The sequence below is a fragment of the Saccharopolyspora indica genome, assembly GCF_027853965.1.
Taxonomy (GTDB): Bacteria; Actinomycetota; Actinomycetes; order Mycobacteriales; family Pseudonocardiaceae; genus Saccharopolyspora; species Saccharopolyspora indica.
Genome location: NZ_JAQGLB010000002.1, coordinates 1 through 18,377 on the forward strand (window position 1 = coordinate 1; position 18,377 = coordinate 18,377).

Below are 18,377 nucleotides of genomic sequence, written 5' to 3' on the forward strand. Positions count from 1 at the left end.
GGCTAACCCGACGCCGCCAGCCGGGCGGTGGTCGGGTGAGGGGCTGGTCAATTTCGTACGAAATTGACCAGCACCCGGGTGACGGAGCTCGTGGTTTCGGTGCGTTCAGGAAGGGGTCGAGGTGGTTTCACCAGGTGCGTTGTTGGCGGCGATCGACGGGGTCGGCGCGGACCGGCGGCGGGGCGGGTTCTCGCGGCACGTCTTCGACGACGCCGAGCGGCAGCTGCGCGAGTGGTTCGTCGAGCAGGCCGAGCGGCGGGGCCTGCGGGTCACCACCGACCGCAACGCCAACATCTGGGCGTGGTGGGGCGAGCCCGGTGACGACGCGGTCGTGACCGGCAGCCACCTCGACTCGGTGCCCGGCGGCGGTGCCTTCGACGGGCCGCTGGGCGTGGTCAGCTCGCTGAGCGCCGTGGACCTGTTGCAGGAACGGGGTTTCCGGCCGCGGCGACCGCTGGCGGTGGTGGTGTTCGCGGAGGAGGAAGGCGGCCGGTTCGGCGTTCCGTGCCTGGGTTCGCGGCTGCTGGCCGGGACCATCGACGCCGACCGGGCCCGCGCGCTGCGCGACCCGAGCGGCGTGACCTTCGCCGAGGCGATGAGCGCCGCTGGCGCGGACCCGTCCCTGGTGGGCCGCGACGAGGAGGCGCTGCGGCGCATCGGGCAGTTCGTCGAGCTGCACGTGGAGCAGGGGCGCGGGCTGATCGACCTGGACCGGCCGGTCGCGGTGGCCTCGTCGATCCTGTCGCACGGCAGGTGGCGGTTCCGGTTCAGCGGCCAGGGCAACCACGCGGGCGCCACGCTGCTGGCCGACCGGCGCGATCCGATGCTGCCCGCCGCGGAGCTGGTGGTGGCCGCGCGCCGGGCCGCTGGATCGGTCGCCGACGGCCGGGCGACGGTGGGCAGGCTGGTGCCGACGCCGGGCGGCACCAACGTGATCGCATCCACTGTGGACGTGTGGTTGGACGCGCGGTCGCCGCAGGACGCGGGAACCCGCTCGATGGTGGCGGACCTGACCGGTGCGGCGCACGAGCTCGCCGCCGCCGAGGGCTGCGAGGTGGAGGTCGTCGAGGAGTCCTACGGCGACACGGTGCACTTCGATGCCGCATTCCGCGACCAGCTCAGCGGGCTGCTGGACGGCGCACCGGCGCTGGCCACGGGAGCCGGGCACGACGCGGGCGTCCTCGCCGCCGAGGTCCCGACCGCGATGCTGTTCGTGCGCAACCCGACCGGCATCAGCCACGCACCCGAGGAGCACGCCGAGGACGACGACTGCACCGAAGGCGCGCACGCGCTCGCGCGCGTCCTGGAACACCTGGCGGGCTGAGCGATGACGACGTACTGGTGCGAATGGGCCTGGCTGCCGCAGGGGCCGCAGCCGGGCGTGCGGTTCGAGGTCGAGCGGGGCCGGATCACCGCGGTGGCGGTCGACGTCCCGGCGGGAGGCGCCGAGCAGCTGCCGGGGATGGTGCTGCCGGGCCTGGCCAACGCCCACTCGCACGCCTTCCACCGGGCGCTGCGCGGCTGGCACACCGGCGCGCGCGGCACCTTCTGGACCTGGCGCGAGCAGATGTACCAGGTCGCGGCGGCGCTGGAGCCGGACAGCTACTACCGGCTCGCGCGCGGGGTGTACGCGGAGATGGCGCTGGCCGGGATCACCTGCGTCGGCGAGTTCCACTACCTGCACCACGCCGCCGGCGGAACCCGCTACGCCGACGCGAACGCGATGGGCGAAGCGCTGGCGCAGGCCGCGCGGGACGTGGGGATCCGGCTGACGCTGCTGGACACCTGTTACCTGGCAGGCGGTTTCGGTCGTGAGCTGGAGGGCGTGCAGCTCCGGTTCTCCGACGGGGACGCGGCGGGCTGGATGTCCCGGGTGGATGAGTTCACTGTGGACGAACGGATTCGCCTCGGTGCCGCGGTGCACTCGGTGCGGGCGGTGCCGGACGCGGCGATCCCGGAAGTCACCGGCTGGGCGCGCGGCAGGCCGCTGCACGTCCACCTCTCCGAGCAGCGCGCGGAGAACGAGGCGTGCCTCGCCGCGCACGGCTGCACGCCGACGCAGCTGCTGGAGTCCCACGGCGCGCTCGGGCCGGACACCACCGCCGTGCACGCCACCCACCTGAGCGCGGGTGACGTGGCGCTGCTCGGCGGCAGCGGGACCGGGGTGTGCCTGTGCCTGACGACCGAAGCCGATCTGGCCGACGGCATCGGCCCCGCACCGGCGTTGCGGGTCGCCGGGAGCCGGTTGTCGATCGGCAGCGACGGGCACTCGGTGATCGACCCGTTCGCCGAGGTCCAGGCGATCGAGTCCTACCAGCGGCTGGCCACCGAGACCCGCGGCCACTTCGCCGCCGGCGAGCTGCTCGACGCGGCCGCCGAAGCCGGCCACCGCTCCCTCGGCTGGACCGACGCCGGTCGGCTGGAAGTCGGAGCCCGCGCCGACTTCGTCGCGATCGACCTCGGCTCGACGCGCCTGGCCGGTGCCGCGCCCGAAGCGGTCCCGGCCGTCGCGCGGGCCGATGACGTGCGAGAAGTGATCGCCGACGGCGAGCGCATCGTGCACGACCGGGCGCACCGCGCCGTCGACGCCGCGCGGGAGCTCCGCGACGCGATCGCCGACCTGCGAGTACTAGGAGCGAGGACCAGCTGACGATGGCAACCACTGTTATTACTGGAATCGGCGAGCTGACCACCAACGACGAGGCGCTCGGCACGCTCGCCGACGCCGCCCTGGTCCTGGACGGCGACCGCGTCGCCTGGGTCGGCCCGGTGGCCAACGCGCCCGACGCCGACGAGCGGATCGACGTGGCAGGCCGCGCGGTCCTGCCCGGCTGGGTCGACAGCCACACCCACCTGGTCTTCGCCGGAGACCGCACCGCCGAGTTCGCCGCCCGCATGGCGGGCCGGCCCTACCAGGCGGGCGGCATCGCGGTGACCGTCGACGCCACCCGCGCGGCCACCGACGAGGAACTGGCCGCGAACCTGCGCGCCCACCTCGACGAAGCCGCCGCCCAGGGCACCACCTGCGCGGAGACCAAGACCGGCTACGGCCTGACGGTGGCCGACGAACTGCGCTCGGCGAAGCTGGCCGCCGAAGCCGACGAGGTGACCTTCCTCGGCGCGCACCTGGTGCCGCCGGGCACCGACGCGGACAGCTACGTGGACCTGGTGTGCGGGGAGATGCTCGACGCGGTGGCCCCGCACGTGGGCTGGTGCGACGTCTTCTGCGAGCACGGCGCGTTCGACGCCGACCAGTCCCGGCGGGTGCTGGAAGCGGCCAAGGCGCGCGGCCTGGGGCTGCGCGTCCACGGCAACCAGCTCCGGCAGGGGCCGGGCGTGCAGCTGGCCGTCGAACTCGGCGCGGCGAGCGTGGACCACTGCACCTACCTGAGCGAGTCCGATGTGGACGCGCTGGCGGGGTCGGGAACGGTCGCGACGCTGCTCCCCGCGTGCGATCTGTCGACCCGCCAGCCGCTGCCGGACGCCCGAGCGCTGCTCGAAGCGGGCGCGACGGTGGCGCTGGCCTCCAACTGCAACCCGGGCTCGTCCTACACCTCGTCGATGGCCTACTGCGTGACCACGGCGGTCCTGCAGATGCGGATGACCGTCGAGGAAGCGGTGCGCGCGGCGACCTTGGGCGGCGCGAAGGCGCTGCGCCGCGACTCTGGCGACGGCGCGGTCGGCGTGCTGCGCGAAGGGGCCCGCGCGGATGTGCACGTGCTGGACGCGCCGAGCACGACTTGGCTCGCCTACCGCCCCGGCGTCCCGCTCACCCACGCGGTCTGGCGGAAGGGGCGGCGAATCCGCTGATCAGAGCGGGTGCGTGACAGGAAGGTTCCCATGCTCGCACGGCATCACGGCGTGCCCGCGGACCGCTTCCGCGGCGGTGCGGCGATGAAGGGCCAGCACGCGAGGGCGCCGAGGAAGAGCGGGGTGAGCGCCGTCCCGAGCGTCCCGTCCAGTTGCCGGATCCAGTCCGGCGGATCCGGGTGGTTGTTGAAGACCAGCGGAACCCGCCACCAGGCCAGCGGCAGCACGTAGAGCGCCTGGCTCACCGCGCCGAGCGCCAGCGCGACCCGGGCGCTTCGGGTCCGCAGGGCGAGGTCGACGGCGTCGTCGGGGCTGAACGATCGCGTCGCCGAGCACCACAGCACCACGGCGACGGCCAGCAGGCCGGCAGCGGTCGCCAGCAGCGGGACGGCGATCGGGATGTCGAGCCTGGTCGTCGAGTGGACGGACGAAGCGTTGACCTCGGCGAGGGTGGACGTCGCGAGCTGTTGCGCCGAGAGGTCGAAGATCGCGGTGACGAGCGTGGTCAGCAGCAGGAGGCCGTAGACCGCCAGGGCCCACCTCGGAACGAGCGCGAACAGCGGACGCGCAACGGGTGGAGCGTGCTTGCGCGTCGCCAGCAGTTCGGCGATCGCCGCTGCGAGCAGGAGCGCGGTCGGGATCGAGGTGAACCGGTACTGGTCGGTCCCGGTCATCACGTGGGTGATCCACATCATCGCGGGAACGAGGAGCGGGTAGCAGGCCCACCGCAGCCGCCGGTAGCGCAGGGCCGTCGCGACCTGGGCTTCCGACGGTTCGGGCACGCCCCACTTGGTCACGAGCTTGCGCGCGCCCCGGCGGTCGAACCAGTAGATGGCGGCGAGCACCAGGACGAACAAGCCGTGGGCCAGTGCGATCTTGAAGGCGGTCAGCAGGGTCAACGTGCCCCTCCTCGGTGGCGGTGCCCCGGTGAGGCTAGTGATCAACTCGGGTTCGCGGGGCCGTATCGGGTGATCTCGTGCCGCGGTGGCGAGAACCTCCGGGATCCCCTTGATCTCCAGTTAAGTCGAGGTTGAAAGCTGGTCTCACCTACGGAGGACGGAGTCGGAAATGCGTGCGGTGGAAGTGACCCGGTTCGGTGGCCCGGAAGTGCTGTCGGTGGTCGAGGCGGCCGCTCCGGAGCCGGGGCCGGGACAGGTGGTGGTGCGGATGTCCGCAGTGGACGTCCTGTTCCTCGACACCCAGCTGCGCGGCGGGTGGGGAGAGGACTTCTTCGGGTTCGAGCCGCCGTACGTGCCCGGTGACGGAGTGGCGGGCGAAGTGGTCGCCCTCGGGTCGGACGTCGACCCGTCCTGGCTGGGGCGGACGGTCGTCGCCAGCACCGGCAACAGCGGCACCTACGCCGAATTCGTCGCCGTGGACGAAGCAGCGCTGCTCGCCGTTCCGGACGGGTTGAAGGCGCGGGAAGCGGTATCGCTGCTGCACGACGGGGCCACCGCGGTGTGGCTGGCCGAAGCCGCCGGTATCCGGCCCGGCGACCGCGTCCTGGTCACGACGGCGGTCGGCGGGGCCGGATCGCTGCTGGTGCAGCTGGCGCGCGCCGCCGGCGCCCAGGTCGTCGGCCTGGCCCGGGGAGAGGTGAAGCTGGAGCTGGTGCGCTCGCTCGGCGCGGACGCGGTCGACTACACCGAGCCCGACTGGGTCGAGCAGGTGCGCGAGCTGGCCGGTGGTGGCGTCGACGTCGTGCTCGACGGCGCCGGTGGCCGGACCGGCAGCGATGCGTTCCGAGCGGTCAACGACGGTGCCCGGGTCTTCACCTACGGCGCGCCCGGCGGCGACTTCGCCGAGCACGACGAAGCGGAGGCCGAGCGGCGCGGGCTGACCGTGGTCGGACTGCTCGACAGGCAGCCGGACGTCGAGGGGCTGCGGGGGATGGCAGCGCGCGCACTGGCGGAAGCCGCGGCCGGGCGGATCAAGCCGACCATCGGCCGGACGTTCCCGCTGGAGCGCGCGGCGGAAGCACACGCCTCCGTCGAGTCCCGCGCCACGCCGGGCCGGACGCTCCTGCTCGCCTGACCGGCGCGAAACGCCTGGTCAGGGGTAGTGCATGACAGGAAGGTTCCCATGCTCGCAACCGGTCGGCGGTGACAGGAAGGTTCCCATGCTCGCGGCTCTGCTCAGCCGGTTCCGGGGGTGTGGTCCCGGCAGCAGCGGACGAAGTCCTGGACGACCGGGTTGGTGTCGTCGGCCGGTGCCCAGGCGACGCCGACCCGGCTCGGGCCGACACCGGTGACCGGGCGGTAGGTGACGCCGGGGCGCGCGTAGAAGCGGGCGGAGGATTCCGGGGCGAGCGCGACGCCGTAGCCGTTGGCGATCGCGCTGAGCCAGGCGTCGGGCTGGTCGGTGACGGCGCCGATGCGGACCGGGTGGCCGCCGCGTTCCTCCACGGCCAGCCAGTGGTCCCGCCACCAGCCGGTCTCCTCGGGAGCTGCCACGAACGGTTCGTCGCGCAGGTCGTGGAACGCGAGCTCCTCGCGCGCGGCGAGCGGATGCGTCGAGGGCAGCGCCACCCAGCGGGGTTCGGTGAGCAGGACCGCCACCCGCAGCGCCTCCTGGCCCGGGAACGGCAGTCGCAGCAGGGCCACGTCGACGTCCCCGTCGGCGAGCCCGGCGGTCGGGTTCGACCACGACGCCTGCCGCATGTCGACCCGCCAGCCGGGGCGGAGCCTGCCGAACGCCGCGACGATCTGCTGGGTCGCCTCGTTGGCCGCGCTGGCCAGGAAACCGACCCGCAGGACGCGCGCTTCCCGGCTGGCCGAGCTCCGCGTTTCCCGCAGCGCCTCGTCCCAGCTGGCCAGCAGCTCGGGCACCCGCGCGGCCAAGGCGCGGCCGGGCTCGGTGAGGGCCATGCCGGTGCGGGAGCGCGTGAACAGCTGAACGCCGAGCAGCGCCTCCAGCTGCTTGACCTGCTTGGTCAGCGCGGGTTGGGAGACGAACAGGAGCTCCGCGGCGCGGGTCAGGCTGCCCGCTTCCGCCACTGCGGCGAAGTAGCGCAGCAGCCGCGTGTCGACATCCATGCCACCAGGTTATAGATGCAGGTATTGGACGCAACCAGCGCTGGTGGCGAGGCTGGGGGAGTCAGCTGCTGCGGAGGAGGAATCCAGTGCTCACGGCCTACCTGATCGTCACGTCGATCACGATCCTGCTCAACGCCGGGATCGCAGCCGCCGATCTGGCCCGGGCGAAGTTCGTCCTCGCCACCTCGTCGGCCGTGCAGGTCCCCGCGTCGTGGCTCCCGATGCTCGGCTCGCTCAAAGCCGCGGGGGCGCTCGGTCTCCTGCTCGGACTGCTGGGCGTCCGGTTCCTCGGCACCGCCGCGGCGATCGGGCTCGTCCTGTTCTACATCGGCGCCGTCATCGCCCACGTGCGCGCCCGCAAGTACGCCACGATCGTCGGTCCCGGGCTCTTCCTGGGCTTGGCCGCCGCGACGCTCGCCCTCGGCCTCGCGTCGTGAACGGCGGTTCGCGCGCGCGAAAGCACAGACCGGCGCGGTGACGGCTGGGCGGAACGGACAATCTCGATCACGTTTTTGTTCGGAGTGGACAATGGGCGCGTCTCCCGGCTCGGCCATCCTCGGAGTGGAACGCCGGTGTCGATGCACGGGAGGGCTGGTCATGCTCGGCGATATCGCAGCTGTCCGTCGTGACCGCCGCGTGCCCGGCCGGTCGTTCGCGGCCGGCTGTCCCCGGCCGGTGCGGAGCCGCGGCTCGCGGGAAGCGAAAACCACCTCCCGCTGAGCGCCCCGCCGATTCCGGCACCGCGGACCGAACGCCGCGCTCCTCGCCCGAGCCGCTGCGATGAATCCGGGTGCGACGTCGGACTTGCCACCGAACGATCGAAACCGAGGAAACGATGACCACTGCTCAACCCCGCTGGCTGACCAAGGAAGCCCACGCCCGGTTGCGCGCGGAGCTCGACGACCTGCTCGCCCGCCGCACCGAGAACGAGGGCGAGGAAGAAGCCCAGCGGCGCGCCCGCATCCGGGAGATCCAGGAGCTGCTGCGCGACGCGGTGGTCGGCGAAGCGCCGCCGGACGACGGCATCGCCGAACCCGGCATGGTCCTCACGGTCCGCTTCGAGGACGGCGACACCGAGACGTTCCTGCTCGGCGCGCGCGGCGGAGCCGATGACGACCTCGACGTCTACTCACCGGAATCGCCGCTCGGCGCGGCGCTTTCCGGAGCCAAGCAGGGCGAGCGGCGCACCTACCCGGTCCCGAACGGCGGCACGGCGGAAGTGACGCTCGTGCGAGCCGTGCCCCACGGACAACACCGCAGGTGAACGGCCTGTACGCGGGCACGTTCTCGATCGCCGCCTACGACGTGGCCGCCGGCTGCGCAGGCATCGCGATCAGCACGCGAATGCCCGCGATCGGGTCGCTGGCAGTGCACGTGCGCGCTGATCGCGGTGCCGTCGCGACCCAGGCGCTGATCAACCCGCTGCTCGGCACCGACGGGCTGGAGCTGCTCCGCACGCACTCGGCCGAAGCGGCGTTGCACGCACTGCTCGCATCAGATCCGGGCGCGGACTCCCGGCAGGTCGCGGTCGTGGACCGGCACGGCCGCGCGGCCGCCCACACCGGCCCGGAAACCCACCCGTGGCGCGGCCACCGGGTGGGCCCGGGCTACGCCGTCGCCGGGAACACGCTGGTGGACGCGCGAACGGCGGACGCCATGGCCGAGCAGTTCGAGGCCACCGCGGGCGAACCGCTGCACGAGCGGCTGCTCTCCGCGCTCGAAGCAGGTCAGCGGGCCGGCGGCGACCGGCGCGGGAAGCAGAGCGCCGCGCTGCACGTCAACACCGGCGCGCCGCACCCGTACCTCGACCTGCGGGTGGACGACCACCCGGAACCGGTCGCCGAGCTGCGCCGGATCCACGGGGTCGCCGAACGCGAACTGCTGCCGTTCGTGGCAGCCCTGCCGACCAGGGAGAACCCGCTGGGCGAGTTCGAGCGCCTGCTCGGCTGACTCACCGCTCGCCGTGGTGCTCCAGCAGCGCGTCGAGCACCACGCGCACCAGCGGGTGCTCGTCCCGCCCGCACTGGACAGCGGCGAAGACCCGACGGGTCGGTGCCTTGCCCGCCACCGGCCGCGACACCGCGCCGAGATCACCGGAGATCGCCGTGCGCGGCACCAGCGCCACCCCGGTGCCCGCCGCCACCAGCGCCTCGACCGCGCGGAAGTCGTCGGAGGTGTGCGTGATGTCCGGGACGAAACCCGCGTTCTCGCAGCACACCTGCGCCACCGCGCGGCACGGGTTGCCCGGCAGCGGCGCGATCCACTCGGCCTCCCGCAACTCGCCCAGCGCCACCTCCGGCGCGCCCGCGAGCGCGTGATCGGCGGGGAGCACGACGTCGAACGGCTCGGCGTAGAGCGGGAAGCGGGTCACCCGGCGCGCATCGGCGTGCAGCGTGGAGGTGTACTCCATCGAGATCGCGATGTCGATCTCCCCGGCGAGCAGCATCATCAGGCTGTTGTGCGCCTCGGCATCGCGCACCAGCACCCGCACGTCCGGTGCGCGACCGCGCAGCGCCACGATCGCCGGGGCCACCACCTGCGTGATGGCCGAGGCGAACGAGGCCACCTCGACGGTGCCCGCGGTGCCCTCCGCGCACGCGGCGAGGCTCGCCTCCGCCCGCTCCAGCTCGGCCAGCACCGCCTTGGCGTGCTCCACCAGCAGCTCACCGGCGGCGGTCAGCCGGACCCGCCGCCCCTGGCGCACCAGGAGCGGCTGCCCGACCTCGTTCTCCAGCGCGGTCAGCTGCTGCGACACCGCCGACGGCGTCAGGTAGAGGCGCTCGGCCGCCGCGCGCACCGTGCCGTGGTCGGCGAGCGCGCGGAGGATCAGCAGCCGCCGCGGGTCAATCACCCGTCGATGCTATCCATCGCGGCACGGGCCGCGACGAACGCCGCCACCGCCCGCTCCACGTCAGCGGCGGTGTGCGCGGCCGACATCTGGGTGCGGATGCGCGCCTTGCCCTTGGGCACCACCGGGTAGGAGAACCCGATCACGTAGACGCCCTCGGCCAGCAGCAGGTCCGCCATCCGGGCCGCCTCGGCGGCGTCGCCGATCATCACCGGGATGATCGGGTGCTCGCCGGGCAGCAGGTCGAAGCCCTCCTCGGTCATCCGCCGCCGGAACAGCGCGCTGTTGTCCCGCAGCTGCTGCCGCAGCTCCGGCTGCGAGGCCACCAGGTCCAGCGCGGCCAGCGAGGCCGCCACGATCGACGGGGCCAGCGAGTTCGAGAACAGGTACGGCCGCGACCGCTGCCGCAGCAGCTCCACGATCTCCGCCCGCCCCGACACGTAGCCGCCGCTGGCGCCGCCGAGCGCCTTGCCGAGAGTGCCGGTCACGACGTCGACCTTGTCGGTCACCCCGAACAGCTCGGGCGTGCCCGCACCGCTCGGGCCGGTGAAGCCCACCGCGTGCGAGTCGTCCACCACGACCAGCGCCTGGTACTTCTCGGCCAGCGCGCAGATCTCGTCCAGCGGCGCCAGGTAGCCGTCCATCGAGAACACGCCGTCGGTGACGATCAGCTTGCGCCGCGCATCGGAGTTCTCCTGCAGCAGCCGCTCCAGATCGGCCATGTCCCGGTTGCGGTAGCGGCCGCGGCGGGCCTTGCACAGCCGGATGCCGTCGATGATGCTCGCGTGGTTGAGCTCGTCGGAGATCACCGCGTCCCGCTCGTCGAGCAGCGTCTCGAACAGCCCGCCGTTGGCGTCGAAGCACGAGCTGTACAGGATCGTGTCGTCGGTGCCCAGGAACTGCGACAACCGCCGCTCCAGCTCCTTGTGCGGGGCCTGCGTGCCGCAGATGAACCGCACCGAGGCCATCCCGAAGCCCCACTTCGACAGGGCCTGCTCGGCGGCGGCCAGCAGCGCGGGGTGGTCGGCCAGCCCCAGGTAGTTGTTCGCGCAGAAGTTCAGCACCTCCGCGTCGGCGACGCCCACCCGGGCGCTCTGCGGCGACTCCAGCACCCGCTCGTCCTTGTACAGGCCTGCCGCGCGGATCTCGTCCAGCTCGGCGCGCAGCCCATCGGCGATCGTGTACATCAGGCGGAACCCTTCGCTGTCCAGTCGAGGATGATCTTGCCGCAGCGGCCGCTGCGGGCGGTCTCGAACGCCTCGGCGTGCTCGGTGTAGGGGAAGCGGTGCGTGATCACCGGCGTCAGGTCCAGCCCCGACTCCAGCAGCACCGACATCGAGTACCAGGTCTCGAACATCTCGCGCCCGTAGATGCCCTTGACGGTGAGCATCTTCAGCACCACGGAGCTCCAGTCCACCGAGAACTCCGCGGCGGGCAGCCCCAGCATCGCGATCCGGCCGCCGTGCGACATGTTCGCCACGGTCTCCCGCAGCGCGTCGGGCTGACCGGAGACCTCCATCGCGACGTCGAAGCCCTCGCTCATGCCCAGCTGCTGCTGCGCGTCGGCGAGCCGCGTCGCGGAGACGTCCACCGCCAGGTCGACGCCGATCTTGCGGGCCAGCTCCAGCCGGTGCTCGCTGACGTCGGTGATCACCACGTGCCGCGCCCCGGCGTGCTTGGCCACCGCGGCGGCCATCAGCCCGATCGGCCCGGCGCCGGTGATCAGCACGTCCTCGCCGACGACCGGGAAGCTGAGCGCGGTGTGCACGGCGTTGCCGAACGGGTCGAAGATCGCCGCCACGTCGGGGTCGATCTCACCGCGGTGCACCCACACGTTCTGCTCCGGCAGCACCGCGAACTCGGCGAACGCCCCGTTGTGGTGCACGCCGAGACCCTTGGTGTGCGCGCACAGGTGCCTGCGGCCCGCCTGGCAGTTGCGGCACTTCCCGCACACGATGTGGCCCTCGCCGCTGACGAAGTCGCCGACCGCGGCCCGGGTGACGGCGCTGCCGGTGGCCACGACCTCCCCGGCGAACTCGTGACCGACCACCAGCGGCGTCGGCACGGTCCGGGCGGCCCAGTCGTCCCACGACGCGATGTGCAGGTCCGTCCCGCAGATCCCGGTGCGCACCACGCGCACCACGACGTCGTTGGGACCCGGCGTCGGGTCGGGGACCTCGGCCAGCTCCAAGCCCGGCGCGGGCGAGGTCTTCACCAGTGCGCGCACGGTTCCTCCGCTCTCGATGGCTGTGTCGCCAACGGAGTCTGGCCCGGCCCCGGCGGGCCGTCCATCTCGACTTTCTGCACTGGCTGGTTAGCAGCGCTGCACAGCGGCCGGGCGGGGCTGCGAGCATGGGAACCTTCCTGTCATCCGCGCGGCGGCCGTGCGAGCACGGGAACCTTCCTGTCACCCCGATTGCGGGCTTGACCTCCACCTAGCTGGAAGTCCGAAGATGGCCGGGCAACCCCTCGCCGATCACGCGGAGCGTCCGATGAAGCCTGACCACATCGTGTTGCCGGAAATCACCCGAACCGATGTCGGCACGATCCTGGTGAGCCCGTGGCTGGTGGGCACGCCGGAGCGGCAGCGCGACGCGGTGGACGCGACGATCGCGGAGTGGAAGGCCGCCCCGTGGCCGGACGCCTTCCTGTCGCTGAACTGCTTCGTGAGCCTGGACGGTGAATCCGTCCTGAACTACGCGCAGTGGACCGACGACGAAGCGCACCGCGAGTTCGTCCGCACCTACCGGCCGACCCTGGTGCGCGGCATCGACGAGGTGGTCCCGGGCATCGAACGGCCGGGACTGGTCAGGTACCGCCTGCGCGGCAGCGTCGTCGTCGGCGGGCCGGACGGCGAGGTCGTCGCGGTGTTCGTCTCGGACGCCGACGGGTTCGAGAACGCGGAGCGGCTGGTGGCCGAGGCCCAGGCCCGGCTCGGGACTCCACCGGGCCTGCGGGCGGCGCACTTCCACATCAGCACCGACGGCAGCCGGGTCCTGGTCTACGAGGAGTGGGCCGACGAGAGCAGCGCGGCCGCCAGCCCCAACCGCGGCCGGGGCGCGGCCGCCGGCAACCTGTACCGGCTCCGCCGCAGCCTCACCCGCCACCACCGGTGACGCGAGGATGGGAACCTTCCTGTCACACGACCCCGGGGGAGCGAGAGCAAGGGAACTTTCCTGTCACGGGCACGCCAGGGGCGCGGGCGGAAGCGCCGGCGCGCCGGGAGGTGCGAGCAAGGGAACTTTCCTGTCACTCGCGCATCGGCTGATGTGAGGATGGGAACCTTCCTGTCATCCCGCCCGCGGAGCCCGGTCAGGCAGGCCGGTAGACCAGCAGGACGTTGCCGGACCGGAAGGTCGTGGTCCGCAGGAGTTCGAGCTGGACCTGGCCGCCCAGCGTCGAGAACGCCGAGACGCCTTCGCCCAGCAGGACCGGGAACACGATCATGCGCAGCTCGTCGACCAGTCCGAGCTCGAGCAGTCTCGCGGTCAGCTGCACGCTGCCGAACAGCGCGATCTCCTTGCCCGGCCGGTCCTTCAGCGTCCTGATCGTTCCCGGGGCGTCGCGGGTCAGCGTGGTGTTGTTCCAGTCCGCCTGCTCGAGGGTCGAGGACGCCACGATCTTGGGCACGCTGTTCATGAACTCGATGACCTCGGCGTCGTCCTCGGTCGCGTTCGGCCAGTGGGCGGCCAGGTTCTCGTAGGTCTCGCGTCCGAGCACCAGCGTGTCGATGTGGGCGTGCTGCCGGTTGGCGAAGTCGAAGAACTCCTGGTCGACGTCGTAGAAGTCGAATTCCCCGTTGGTGCGCTTGTAGTAGCCGTCGAGGCTGATCTCGATGAACGAGATGAGCTTGCGCATCGAAGCGGTCTCCTGTCGTGCGGGCTGAGCTCCGGCGAAACTGATTGCAAAATGCAATCACTCGGGAGATTAGCAAGGGACCCGCGCGGAAGACAATCAATTCGGGCAGGCCGGACGATCAGTGCTCAGCGGCGGCTCTTGCCGGTTACGAGCCCGGACTCACCAACGACCAGCGCACCCTGCCGCGCCTCGACCTGCTCAGCCCGTCACCGGCCTGAAGCGGAAACGAGCCCCGGCCGCCACTCGCGTGGTCGGAACGGGGCTCATCCGGCAGCTGCTCGCGCTGTCACTCGTCGTCGGCGTCGTCGCGGGCGAGGAACGTGGCCAGCCGCTCGGTGGCGTCCTCGAACTCGGGGTTCTGGTCGACGAAGGCGCGCATCCGATCGGCTACCCACGACAAGGTGACCGAGTCGTCACCGCGACGGTCCTCAAGCTCCTCGATGCCGCGGTCGGTGAAGTACACCGCTTCCTCCTAGGGGTTTTCGCGTTCTGGCCGTGGAATCGGGGTGGCCAGAACAGCAGAGTACGAAACGCGAATCCGGGTGCGGCGCGGGGAACCGCACCGCACCCGGGTGAGGAGAAAGGTACCCATGCTCCCGCCGCGGGGATGCACCAGGCTCCGCGATCCGGTGCTGCGAGCATGGGAACCTTCCTGCCACCCGCGCCCCTGACGTGCGAAAACGGGCCGCCGGTTCCGAAGAACCGACGGCCCGTTCAGCCGTGGATCAGGCGAAGGCGTTGCGCACGACCTCGGCCTGCTCGACCTCGTGGACCTTGGCCATACCGGTGGCCGGGGCGGCCATCGGACGACGCGAGACCCGCTGGAGCTTGCCGACCAGCTGCGGGAACAGCTCCGGCAGCGCCAAGCCCAGGAACGGCCAGGCACCCTGGTTGGCCGGTTCCTCCTGGGTCCACCGGACCTCGGTGGCGTTCGGGTACCGCTCCAGCAGCGCACCCAGCTTGCGGTGCGGCAGCGGGTACAGCTGCTCCAGCCGGACGACAGCCGTGTCGGTGATGCCCTCCTTGTCGCGGTGCGCGGCCAGCTCGTAGTAGAGCTTGCCGGTGCACATCACGATCTTGCGGACGTTCGCCGGGTCCGGCTGCGCCGGGTCGTCGATCACCGAGGTGAACTTGCCCTCGGTGAAGTCCTCGACCGGGCTGGTCGCGGCCTTCAACCGCAGCATCGACTTCGGCGTGAACACCACCAGCGGGCGGTGGATGCCGTCCAGCGCGTGCCGCCGCAGCAGGTGGAAGTAGTTCGCCGGGGTCGACGGCATCGCGACCGTCATCGAGCCCTCGGCGCACAGCTGCAGCCAGCGCTCGATGCGGCCGGAGGTGTGGTCCGGGCCCTGGCCCTCGTGACCGTGCGGCAGCAGCATGACCACGTCGGAGCGCTGGCCCCACTTGGCCTCACCGGACGAGATGAACTCGTCGATGATCGACTGGGCGCCGTTGAAGAAGTCGCCGAACTGCGCCTCCCACAGCACCAGGGCGTCCGGGTTGGCCACCGAGTAGCCGTACTCGAAGCCCAGCGCCGCGAACTCCGACAGCGCCGAGTCGTACACCAGGTACTTCGCCTGGTCGTCCGACAGGTTCTGCAGCGGCGTGTACTCGGTGTTGTTCTTGCGGTCGATCAGCACCGAGTGCCGCTGGCCGAACGTGCCGCGGCGGCTGTCCTGACCGGTCAGCCGGACCCCGCGGCCCTCCATCACCAGCGAACCGAACGCCAGCAGCTCGCCGAACGCCCAGTCGATGCCGCCCTCGCGGCCCATCTTGGCGCGGCGCTCCAGCACCGGCTTGACCCGCGGGTGCGGGGTGAAGCCCTCGGGCAGGTCGATCTGCGCCTCGGCGATGCGCTCCAGGGTCTCCCGGGAGATCGCGGTCGCCAGGCCGCGCGGCACCTGCTGCTCGGACTCCACCGACGGGCTCGGCGTCGGCGGGTGCTTCTCCAGCTCGCGGACCTCGTTGAACACGTGCTCCAGCTGAGCGGCGTAGTCCTTCAGCGCCTTCTCGGCCTCTTCGACGGTCATGTCGCCGCGGCCGATCAGGGATTCGGTGTAGACCTTGCGGACGCTGCGCATCTTGTCGATCGCGTCGTACATCTTCGGCTGCGTCATCGACGGGTCGTCGCCCTCGTTGTGACCGCGGCGCCGGTAGCAGACCATGTCGATCACGACGTCCTTGCCGAACGCCTGGCGGTACTCCACGGCCAGCCGCGCGACCCACACGCAGGCCTCGGGGTCGTCACCGTTGACGTGGAAGACCGGCGCGCCGATCATCTTCGCCACGTCGGTGCAGTACTTGCTGGAGCGGGAGTGCTCCGGCGCGGTGGTGTAACCGACCTGGTTGTTGACGATCACGTGCACCGTGCCACCGGTGCGGTAGCCCCGCAGCAGCGACAGGTTCAGCGTCTCGGCCACCACGCCCTGGCCGGCGAAGGCGGCGTCGCCGTGCAGCAGCACCGGCACGACGGTGAAGCCCTCCTGGCCCTTGTCCAGGATGTCCTGCTTGGCGCGGACGATGCCCTCCAGCACCGGGTCCACGGCCTCCAGGTGCGACGGGTTGGAGGTCAGCGACACCTTGGTCTCGCCGTCGCCGAACATCCGGAAGTACTTGCCCTCGGCGCCGAGGTGGTACTTGACGTCACCGGAGCCGTGCGCCTGACCCGGGTCCAGGTTGCCCTCGAACTCCCGGAAGATCTGCGAGATCGGCTTGCCGACGATGTTGGCCAGCACGTTCAGCCGGCCGCGGTGCGGCATGCCGATGACGACCTCGTCGAGCTCGTGCGCCGCGGAGGTGTCCAGCACCGCGTCCAGCAGCGGCACCACGGTCTCCGCGCCCTCCAGCGAGAACCGCTTCTGCCCGACGTACTTGGTCTGCAGGAACGTCTCGAAGGCCTCGGCCGCGTTGAGCTTCGACAGGATGTACTTCTGCTCGGTCGGGTCCGGCTTGGTGTGCGGCTTCTCGACCCGCTGCTGCAGCCACTCGCGCTCGTCGGGCTCCAGGATGTGCATGTACTCCACGCCGACGGTGCGGCAGTAGGAGTCGCGCAGCACGCCCAGCACGTCGCGGAGCTTCATGTGCTCCTTGCCCGCGAACCCGCCGACGGCGAACTCCCGGTCCAGGTCCCACAGCGTCAGGCTGTGCGACAGGACGTCGAGGTCCTCGTGCCGCCGCTGCCGGTAGTTCAGCGGGTCGATGTCCGCCATCAGGTGACCGCGGGTGCGGTAGGCGTCGATCAGCTCCAGCACGCGGGCGGTCTTGTCGACCGCGCCCTCCGGGATGTCCTGCGTCCAGCGCACCGGCTCGTACGGGATGCGCAGGGAGGCGAAGATGTCGTCGTAGAACTTGTCCTCGCCCAGCAGCAGCTGGTGGACCTTGCGCAGGAAGTCGCCGGACTCCGCGCCCTGGATGACCCGGTGGTCGTAGGTGGACGTCAGCGTCACGATCTTGCTGATGCCCATGTCGACCAGGGCCTTCTCGCTGGCGCCCTGGAACTCGGCCGGGTAGTCCATCGCGCCGACGCCGATGATCGCGCTCTGGCCCTTGGTCAGCCGCGGCACCGAGTGGTTGGTGCCCGACGGGCCGGGGTTGGTCAGCGAGATCGTGGTGCCCGCGAAGTCGTCCGCGGTCAGCGCGTTGTTGCGGGCCTTGCGGATGATGTCCTCGTAGGCCTGCCAGAACTGGTGGAACGTCATGTCCTCGCAGCCCTTGATGGAGGCGACCACGAGGTTGCGCGACCCGTCCTTGCCCGGCAGGTCGATCGCCAGGCCCAGGTTGACGTGCTCCGGCGTGACGGCCGCGGGCTTGCCCTTGGCGTCCTCGCCGTAGTGGCGGTTCATGTTCGGGTAGTCCCGCACCGCCCGGATCAGCGCGTAGCCGATCAGGTGGGTGAAGGAGATCTTCCCGCCCTTGTTCCGCTTCAGGTGGTTGTTGATGACGATGCGGTTGTCGAACAGCAGCTTGGCCGGCACCGCGCGCACGCTCGTCGCGGTCGGCACGGTCAGCGACTGGTCCATGTTCTTGGCGATCGCAGCCGCCGCGCCGCGCAGCGTCTTGACCTCACCGCCGGCCTGCGGCTCCTTGACCGGAGCGGCCTTCGCGGCCTGCTGCGGCGACGGCTTGGGAGCAGCGGCCGGCTTGCTCGCCGGAGGTGCGGTCGGTGCGGCGGTCGGGACCTGACCGTTGGTCCCACCGGCACGAGTCGCGGTGGTGGTCGGGGCCGCTGCAGCAGCGGCCGCAGCAGCGGTGTTCTCGGTGGCTGCCTGGCCCGGCTGGTAGTCGGCGAAGAATTCGTGCCACGCCGAGTCTACTGAAGTGGGATCTTGGAGGTACCGCTCGTACATCTCCTCGATCAACCACTCGTTGGGGCCGAACTGTGACGCAGGGCTGCTGGACACGGCTGGCGTTCGCCTCGATCCATATGCTCGTGATTTACAGACACACTCGGGTACCAGGCTAGCGGTCCGATTCGCGAGGTTGGCACACAGGACGGCCGTTCGGCTGACGACCTCGGTCACAAAATCGATCAGGAAAGCCCAGCTTGCGCCGGGAACGGCCCGGTTCGGCTCACGTGAAAGATCAATGGCCGCACAGCATGCCTCATTTGCGATTCGGCGTCGCTTGCCAGTACTCCATCTGGGTTGTCGCCCGTAACCAGTATGACGTTTCAACGACACGCTGTGTTCCCGGCCCGTGATCAGGTTTCCCGAATCCCGGAACCGCTCGGGTGATGCGTCTCACCAGCGGCAACACCAGTATCTCGCAGTCGCAGCGCTGTCGCGGACCGTGACAGGAAGGTTCCCATGCTCGCAACCCGTGCCGGC

The 18,377-nt window shown here is 71.2% G+C and carries 16 protein-coding genes; 8 read left to right on the forward strand and 8 right to left on the reverse strand.

The window, feature by feature from the left end; translation table 11 throughout:
* The first annotated feature begins 121 nt into the window (after positions 1 to 121).
* The 3 genes from OU416_RS03835 to hutI are packed head-to-tail and all read left to right on the forward strand — an operon-like array spanning position 122 to position 3,810.
* Positions 122 to 1,324, forward strand: a complete 1,203-nt coding sequence (locus tag OU416_RS03835; protein WP_270925417.1) for an allantoate amidohydrolase — start codon at positions 122 to 124, stop codon at positions 1,322 to 1,324.
* Positions 1,325 to 1,327: 3 nt separating this feature from the next.
* Complete coding sequence (locus OU416_RS03840) at positions 1,328 to 2,650, forward strand: formimidoylglutamate deiminase (RefSeq protein ID WP_270925418.1); 1,323 nt, start codon at positions 1,328 to 1,330, stop codon at positions 2,648 to 2,650.
* Between the two features lie 2 nt (positions 2,651 to 2,652).
* Positions 2,653 to 3,810: an imidazolonepropionase gene (gene hutI, locus OU416_RS03845; RefSeq protein WP_270925419.1), complete on the forward strand. Its 1,158-nt coding sequence runs from the start codon at positions 2,653 to 2,655 to the stop codon at positions 3,808 to 3,810.
* Positions 3,811 to 3,854: 44 nt separating this feature from the next.
* On the opposite strand, the gene OU416_RS03850 is transcribed toward hutI, so the two are convergent.
* The gene (locus OU416_RS03850; RefSeq protein WP_270925420.1) at positions 3,855 to 4,709 is read right to left on the reverse strand and encodes a hypothetical protein; all 855 of its coding nucleotides are present in this window, start codon (positions 4,707 to 4,709) and stop codon (positions 3,855 to 3,857) included.
* A gap of 169 nt (positions 4,710 to 4,878) precedes the next feature.
* Between OU416_RS03850 and OU416_RS03855 the strand changes: the two genes are divergently transcribed.
* Positions 4,879 to 5,844 carry a zinc-binding dehydrogenase gene (locus tag OU416_RS03855; RefSeq protein ID WP_270925421.1) on the forward strand — a complete coding sequence of 322 codons (966 nt, stop codon included), beginning with the start codon at positions 4,879 to 4,881 and terminating at the stop codon, positions 5,842 to 5,844.
* Between the two features lie 101 nt (positions 5,845 to 5,945).
* Here OU416_RS03855 and OU416_RS03860 read toward each other — a convergent pair whose 3' ends face one another.
* The gene (locus tag OU416_RS03860; protein WP_270925422.1) at positions 5,946 to 6,845 is read right to left on the reverse strand and encodes a LysR family transcriptional regulator; all 900 of its coding nucleotides are present in this window, start codon (positions 6,843 to 6,845) and stop codon (positions 5,946 to 5,948) included.
* Between the two features lie 86 nt (positions 6,846 to 6,931).
* Between OU416_RS03860 and OU416_RS03865 the strand changes: the two genes are divergently transcribed.
* From OU416_RS03865 to OU416_RS03875, 3 genes are all read left to right on the forward strand, one after another.
* Entirely contained in the window at positions 6,932 to 7,282 is a 351-nt protein-coding gene (locus OU416_RS03865; RefSeq protein WP_270925423.1) for a DoxX family protein, read from the forward strand.
* 398 nt (positions 7,283 to 7,680) lie between these two features.
* Entirely contained in the window at positions 7,681 to 8,109 is a 429-nt protein-coding gene (locus OU416_RS03870) for a GreA/GreB family elongation factor (RefSeq protein WP_270925424.1), read from the forward strand.
* Positions 8,106 to 8,795 carry a DUF1028 domain-containing protein gene (locus tag OU416_RS03875; protein ID WP_270925425.1) on the forward strand — a complete coding sequence of 230 codons (690 nt, stop codon included), beginning with the start codon at positions 8,106 to 8,108 and terminating at the stop codon, positions 8,793 to 8,795. Before OU416_RS03870 ends, OU416_RS03875 begins: the two co-directional genes overlap by 4 nt.
* A 1-nt stretch (position 8,796) precedes the next feature.
* On the opposite strand, the gene OU416_RS03880 is transcribed toward OU416_RS03875, so the two are convergent.
* From OU416_RS03880 to tdh, 3 genes are read right to left on the reverse strand one after another with little or no spacing between them, the layout of a single operon-like run.
* Entirely contained in the window at positions 8,797 to 9,696 is a 900-nt protein-coding gene (locus OU416_RS03880) for a LysR family transcriptional regulator (protein WP_270925426.1), read from the reverse strand.
* Positions 9,693 to 10,880 carry a glycine C-acetyltransferase gene (locus tag OU416_RS03885; RefSeq protein WP_270925427.1) on the reverse strand — a complete coding sequence of 396 codons (1,188 nt, stop codon included), beginning with the start codon at positions 10,878 to 10,880 and terminating at the stop codon, positions 9,693 to 9,695. The genes OU416_RS03880 and OU416_RS03885 overlap by 4 nt, the downstream gene beginning before the upstream one ends.
* Positions 10,880 to 11,920 (reverse strand): L-threonine 3-dehydrogenase, encoded by a 1,041-nt coding sequence (gene tdh, locus OU416_RS03890; RefSeq protein WP_270925428.1) that lies wholly within the window; start codon positions 11,918 to 11,920, stop codon positions 10,880 to 10,882. Before tdh ends, OU416_RS03885 begins: the two co-directional genes overlap by 1 nt.
* Positions 11,921 to 12,185: 265 nt before the next feature.
* Here tdh and OU416_RS03895 point away from each other — a divergent pair, with 265 nt between their 5' ends.
* Complete coding sequence (locus OU416_RS03895; protein WP_270925429.1) at positions 12,186 to 12,809, forward strand: antibiotic biosynthesis monooxygenase; 624 nt, start codon at positions 12,186 to 12,188, stop codon at positions 12,807 to 12,809.
* Between the two features lie 196 nt (positions 12,810 to 13,005).
* On the opposite strand, the gene OU416_RS03900 is transcribed toward OU416_RS03895, so the two are convergent.
* From OU416_RS03900 to OU416_RS03910, 3 genes are all read right to left on the reverse strand, one after another.
* Entirely contained in the window at positions 13,006 to 13,551 is a 546-nt protein-coding gene (locus OU416_RS03900; protein WP_270925430.1) for a dihydrofolate reductase family protein, read from the reverse strand.
* Positions 13,552 to 13,837: 286 nt separating this feature from the next.
* Complete coding sequence (locus OU416_RS03905) at positions 13,838 to 14,014, reverse strand: DUF6104 family protein (RefSeq protein ID WP_093157878.1); 177 nt, start codon at positions 14,012 to 14,014, stop codon at positions 13,838 to 13,840.
* Between the two features lie 262 nt (positions 14,015 to 14,276).
* Positions 14,277 to 17,897, reverse strand: a complete 3,621-nt coding sequence (locus OU416_RS03910; RefSeq protein ID WP_372907213.1) for a multifunctional oxoglutarate decarboxylase/oxoglutarate dehydrogenase thiamine pyrophosphate-binding subunit/dihydrolipoyllysine-residue succinyltransferase subunit — start codon at positions 17,895 to 17,897, stop codon at positions 14,277 to 14,279.
* Between the last annotated feature and the right edge of the window lie 480 nt (positions 17,898 to 18,377).

What these genes read in the sequence shown, in the direction of transcription:
- OU416_RS03840 (WP_270925418.1), top strand. Translation starts at nt 1,328, where the DNA reads ATGACGACGTACTGGTGCGAATGGGCCTGGCTGCCGCAGGGGCCGCAG.
- hutI (WP_270925419.1), top strand. Translation starts at nt 2,653, where the DNA reads ATGGCAACCACTGTTATTACTGGAATCGGCGAGCTGACCACCAACGAC.
- OU416_RS03855 (WP_270925421.1), top strand. Translation starts at nt 4,879, where the DNA reads ATGCGTGCGGTGGAAGTGACCCGGTTCGGTGGCCCGGAAGTGCTGTCG.
- OU416_RS03860 (WP_270925422.1), bottom strand. Translation starts at nt 6,845, where the DNA reads ATGGATGTCGACACGCGGCTGCTGCGCTACTTCGCCGCAGTGGCGGAA.
- OU416_RS03870 (WP_270925424.1), top strand. Translation starts at nt 7,681, where the DNA reads ATGACCACTGCTCAACCCCGCTGGCTGACCAAGGAAGCCCACGCCCGG.
- OU416_RS03885 (WP_270925427.1), bottom strand. Translation starts at nt 10,880, where the DNA reads ATGTACACGATCGCCGATGGGCTGCGCGCCGAGCTGGACGAGATCCGC.
- OU416_RS03895 (WP_270925429.1), top strand. Translation starts at nt 12,186, where the DNA reads ATGAAGCCTGACCACATCGTGTTGCCGGAAATCACCCGAACCGATGTC.
- OU416_RS03900 (WP_270925430.1), bottom strand. Translation starts at nt 13,551, where the DNA reads ATGCGCAAGCTCATCTCGTTCATCGAGATCAGCCTCGACGGCTACTAC.
- OU416_RS03910 (WP_372907213.1), bottom strand. Translation starts at nt 17,897, where the DNA reads ATGTACGAGCGGTACCTCCAAGATCCCACTTCAGTAGACTCGGCGTGG.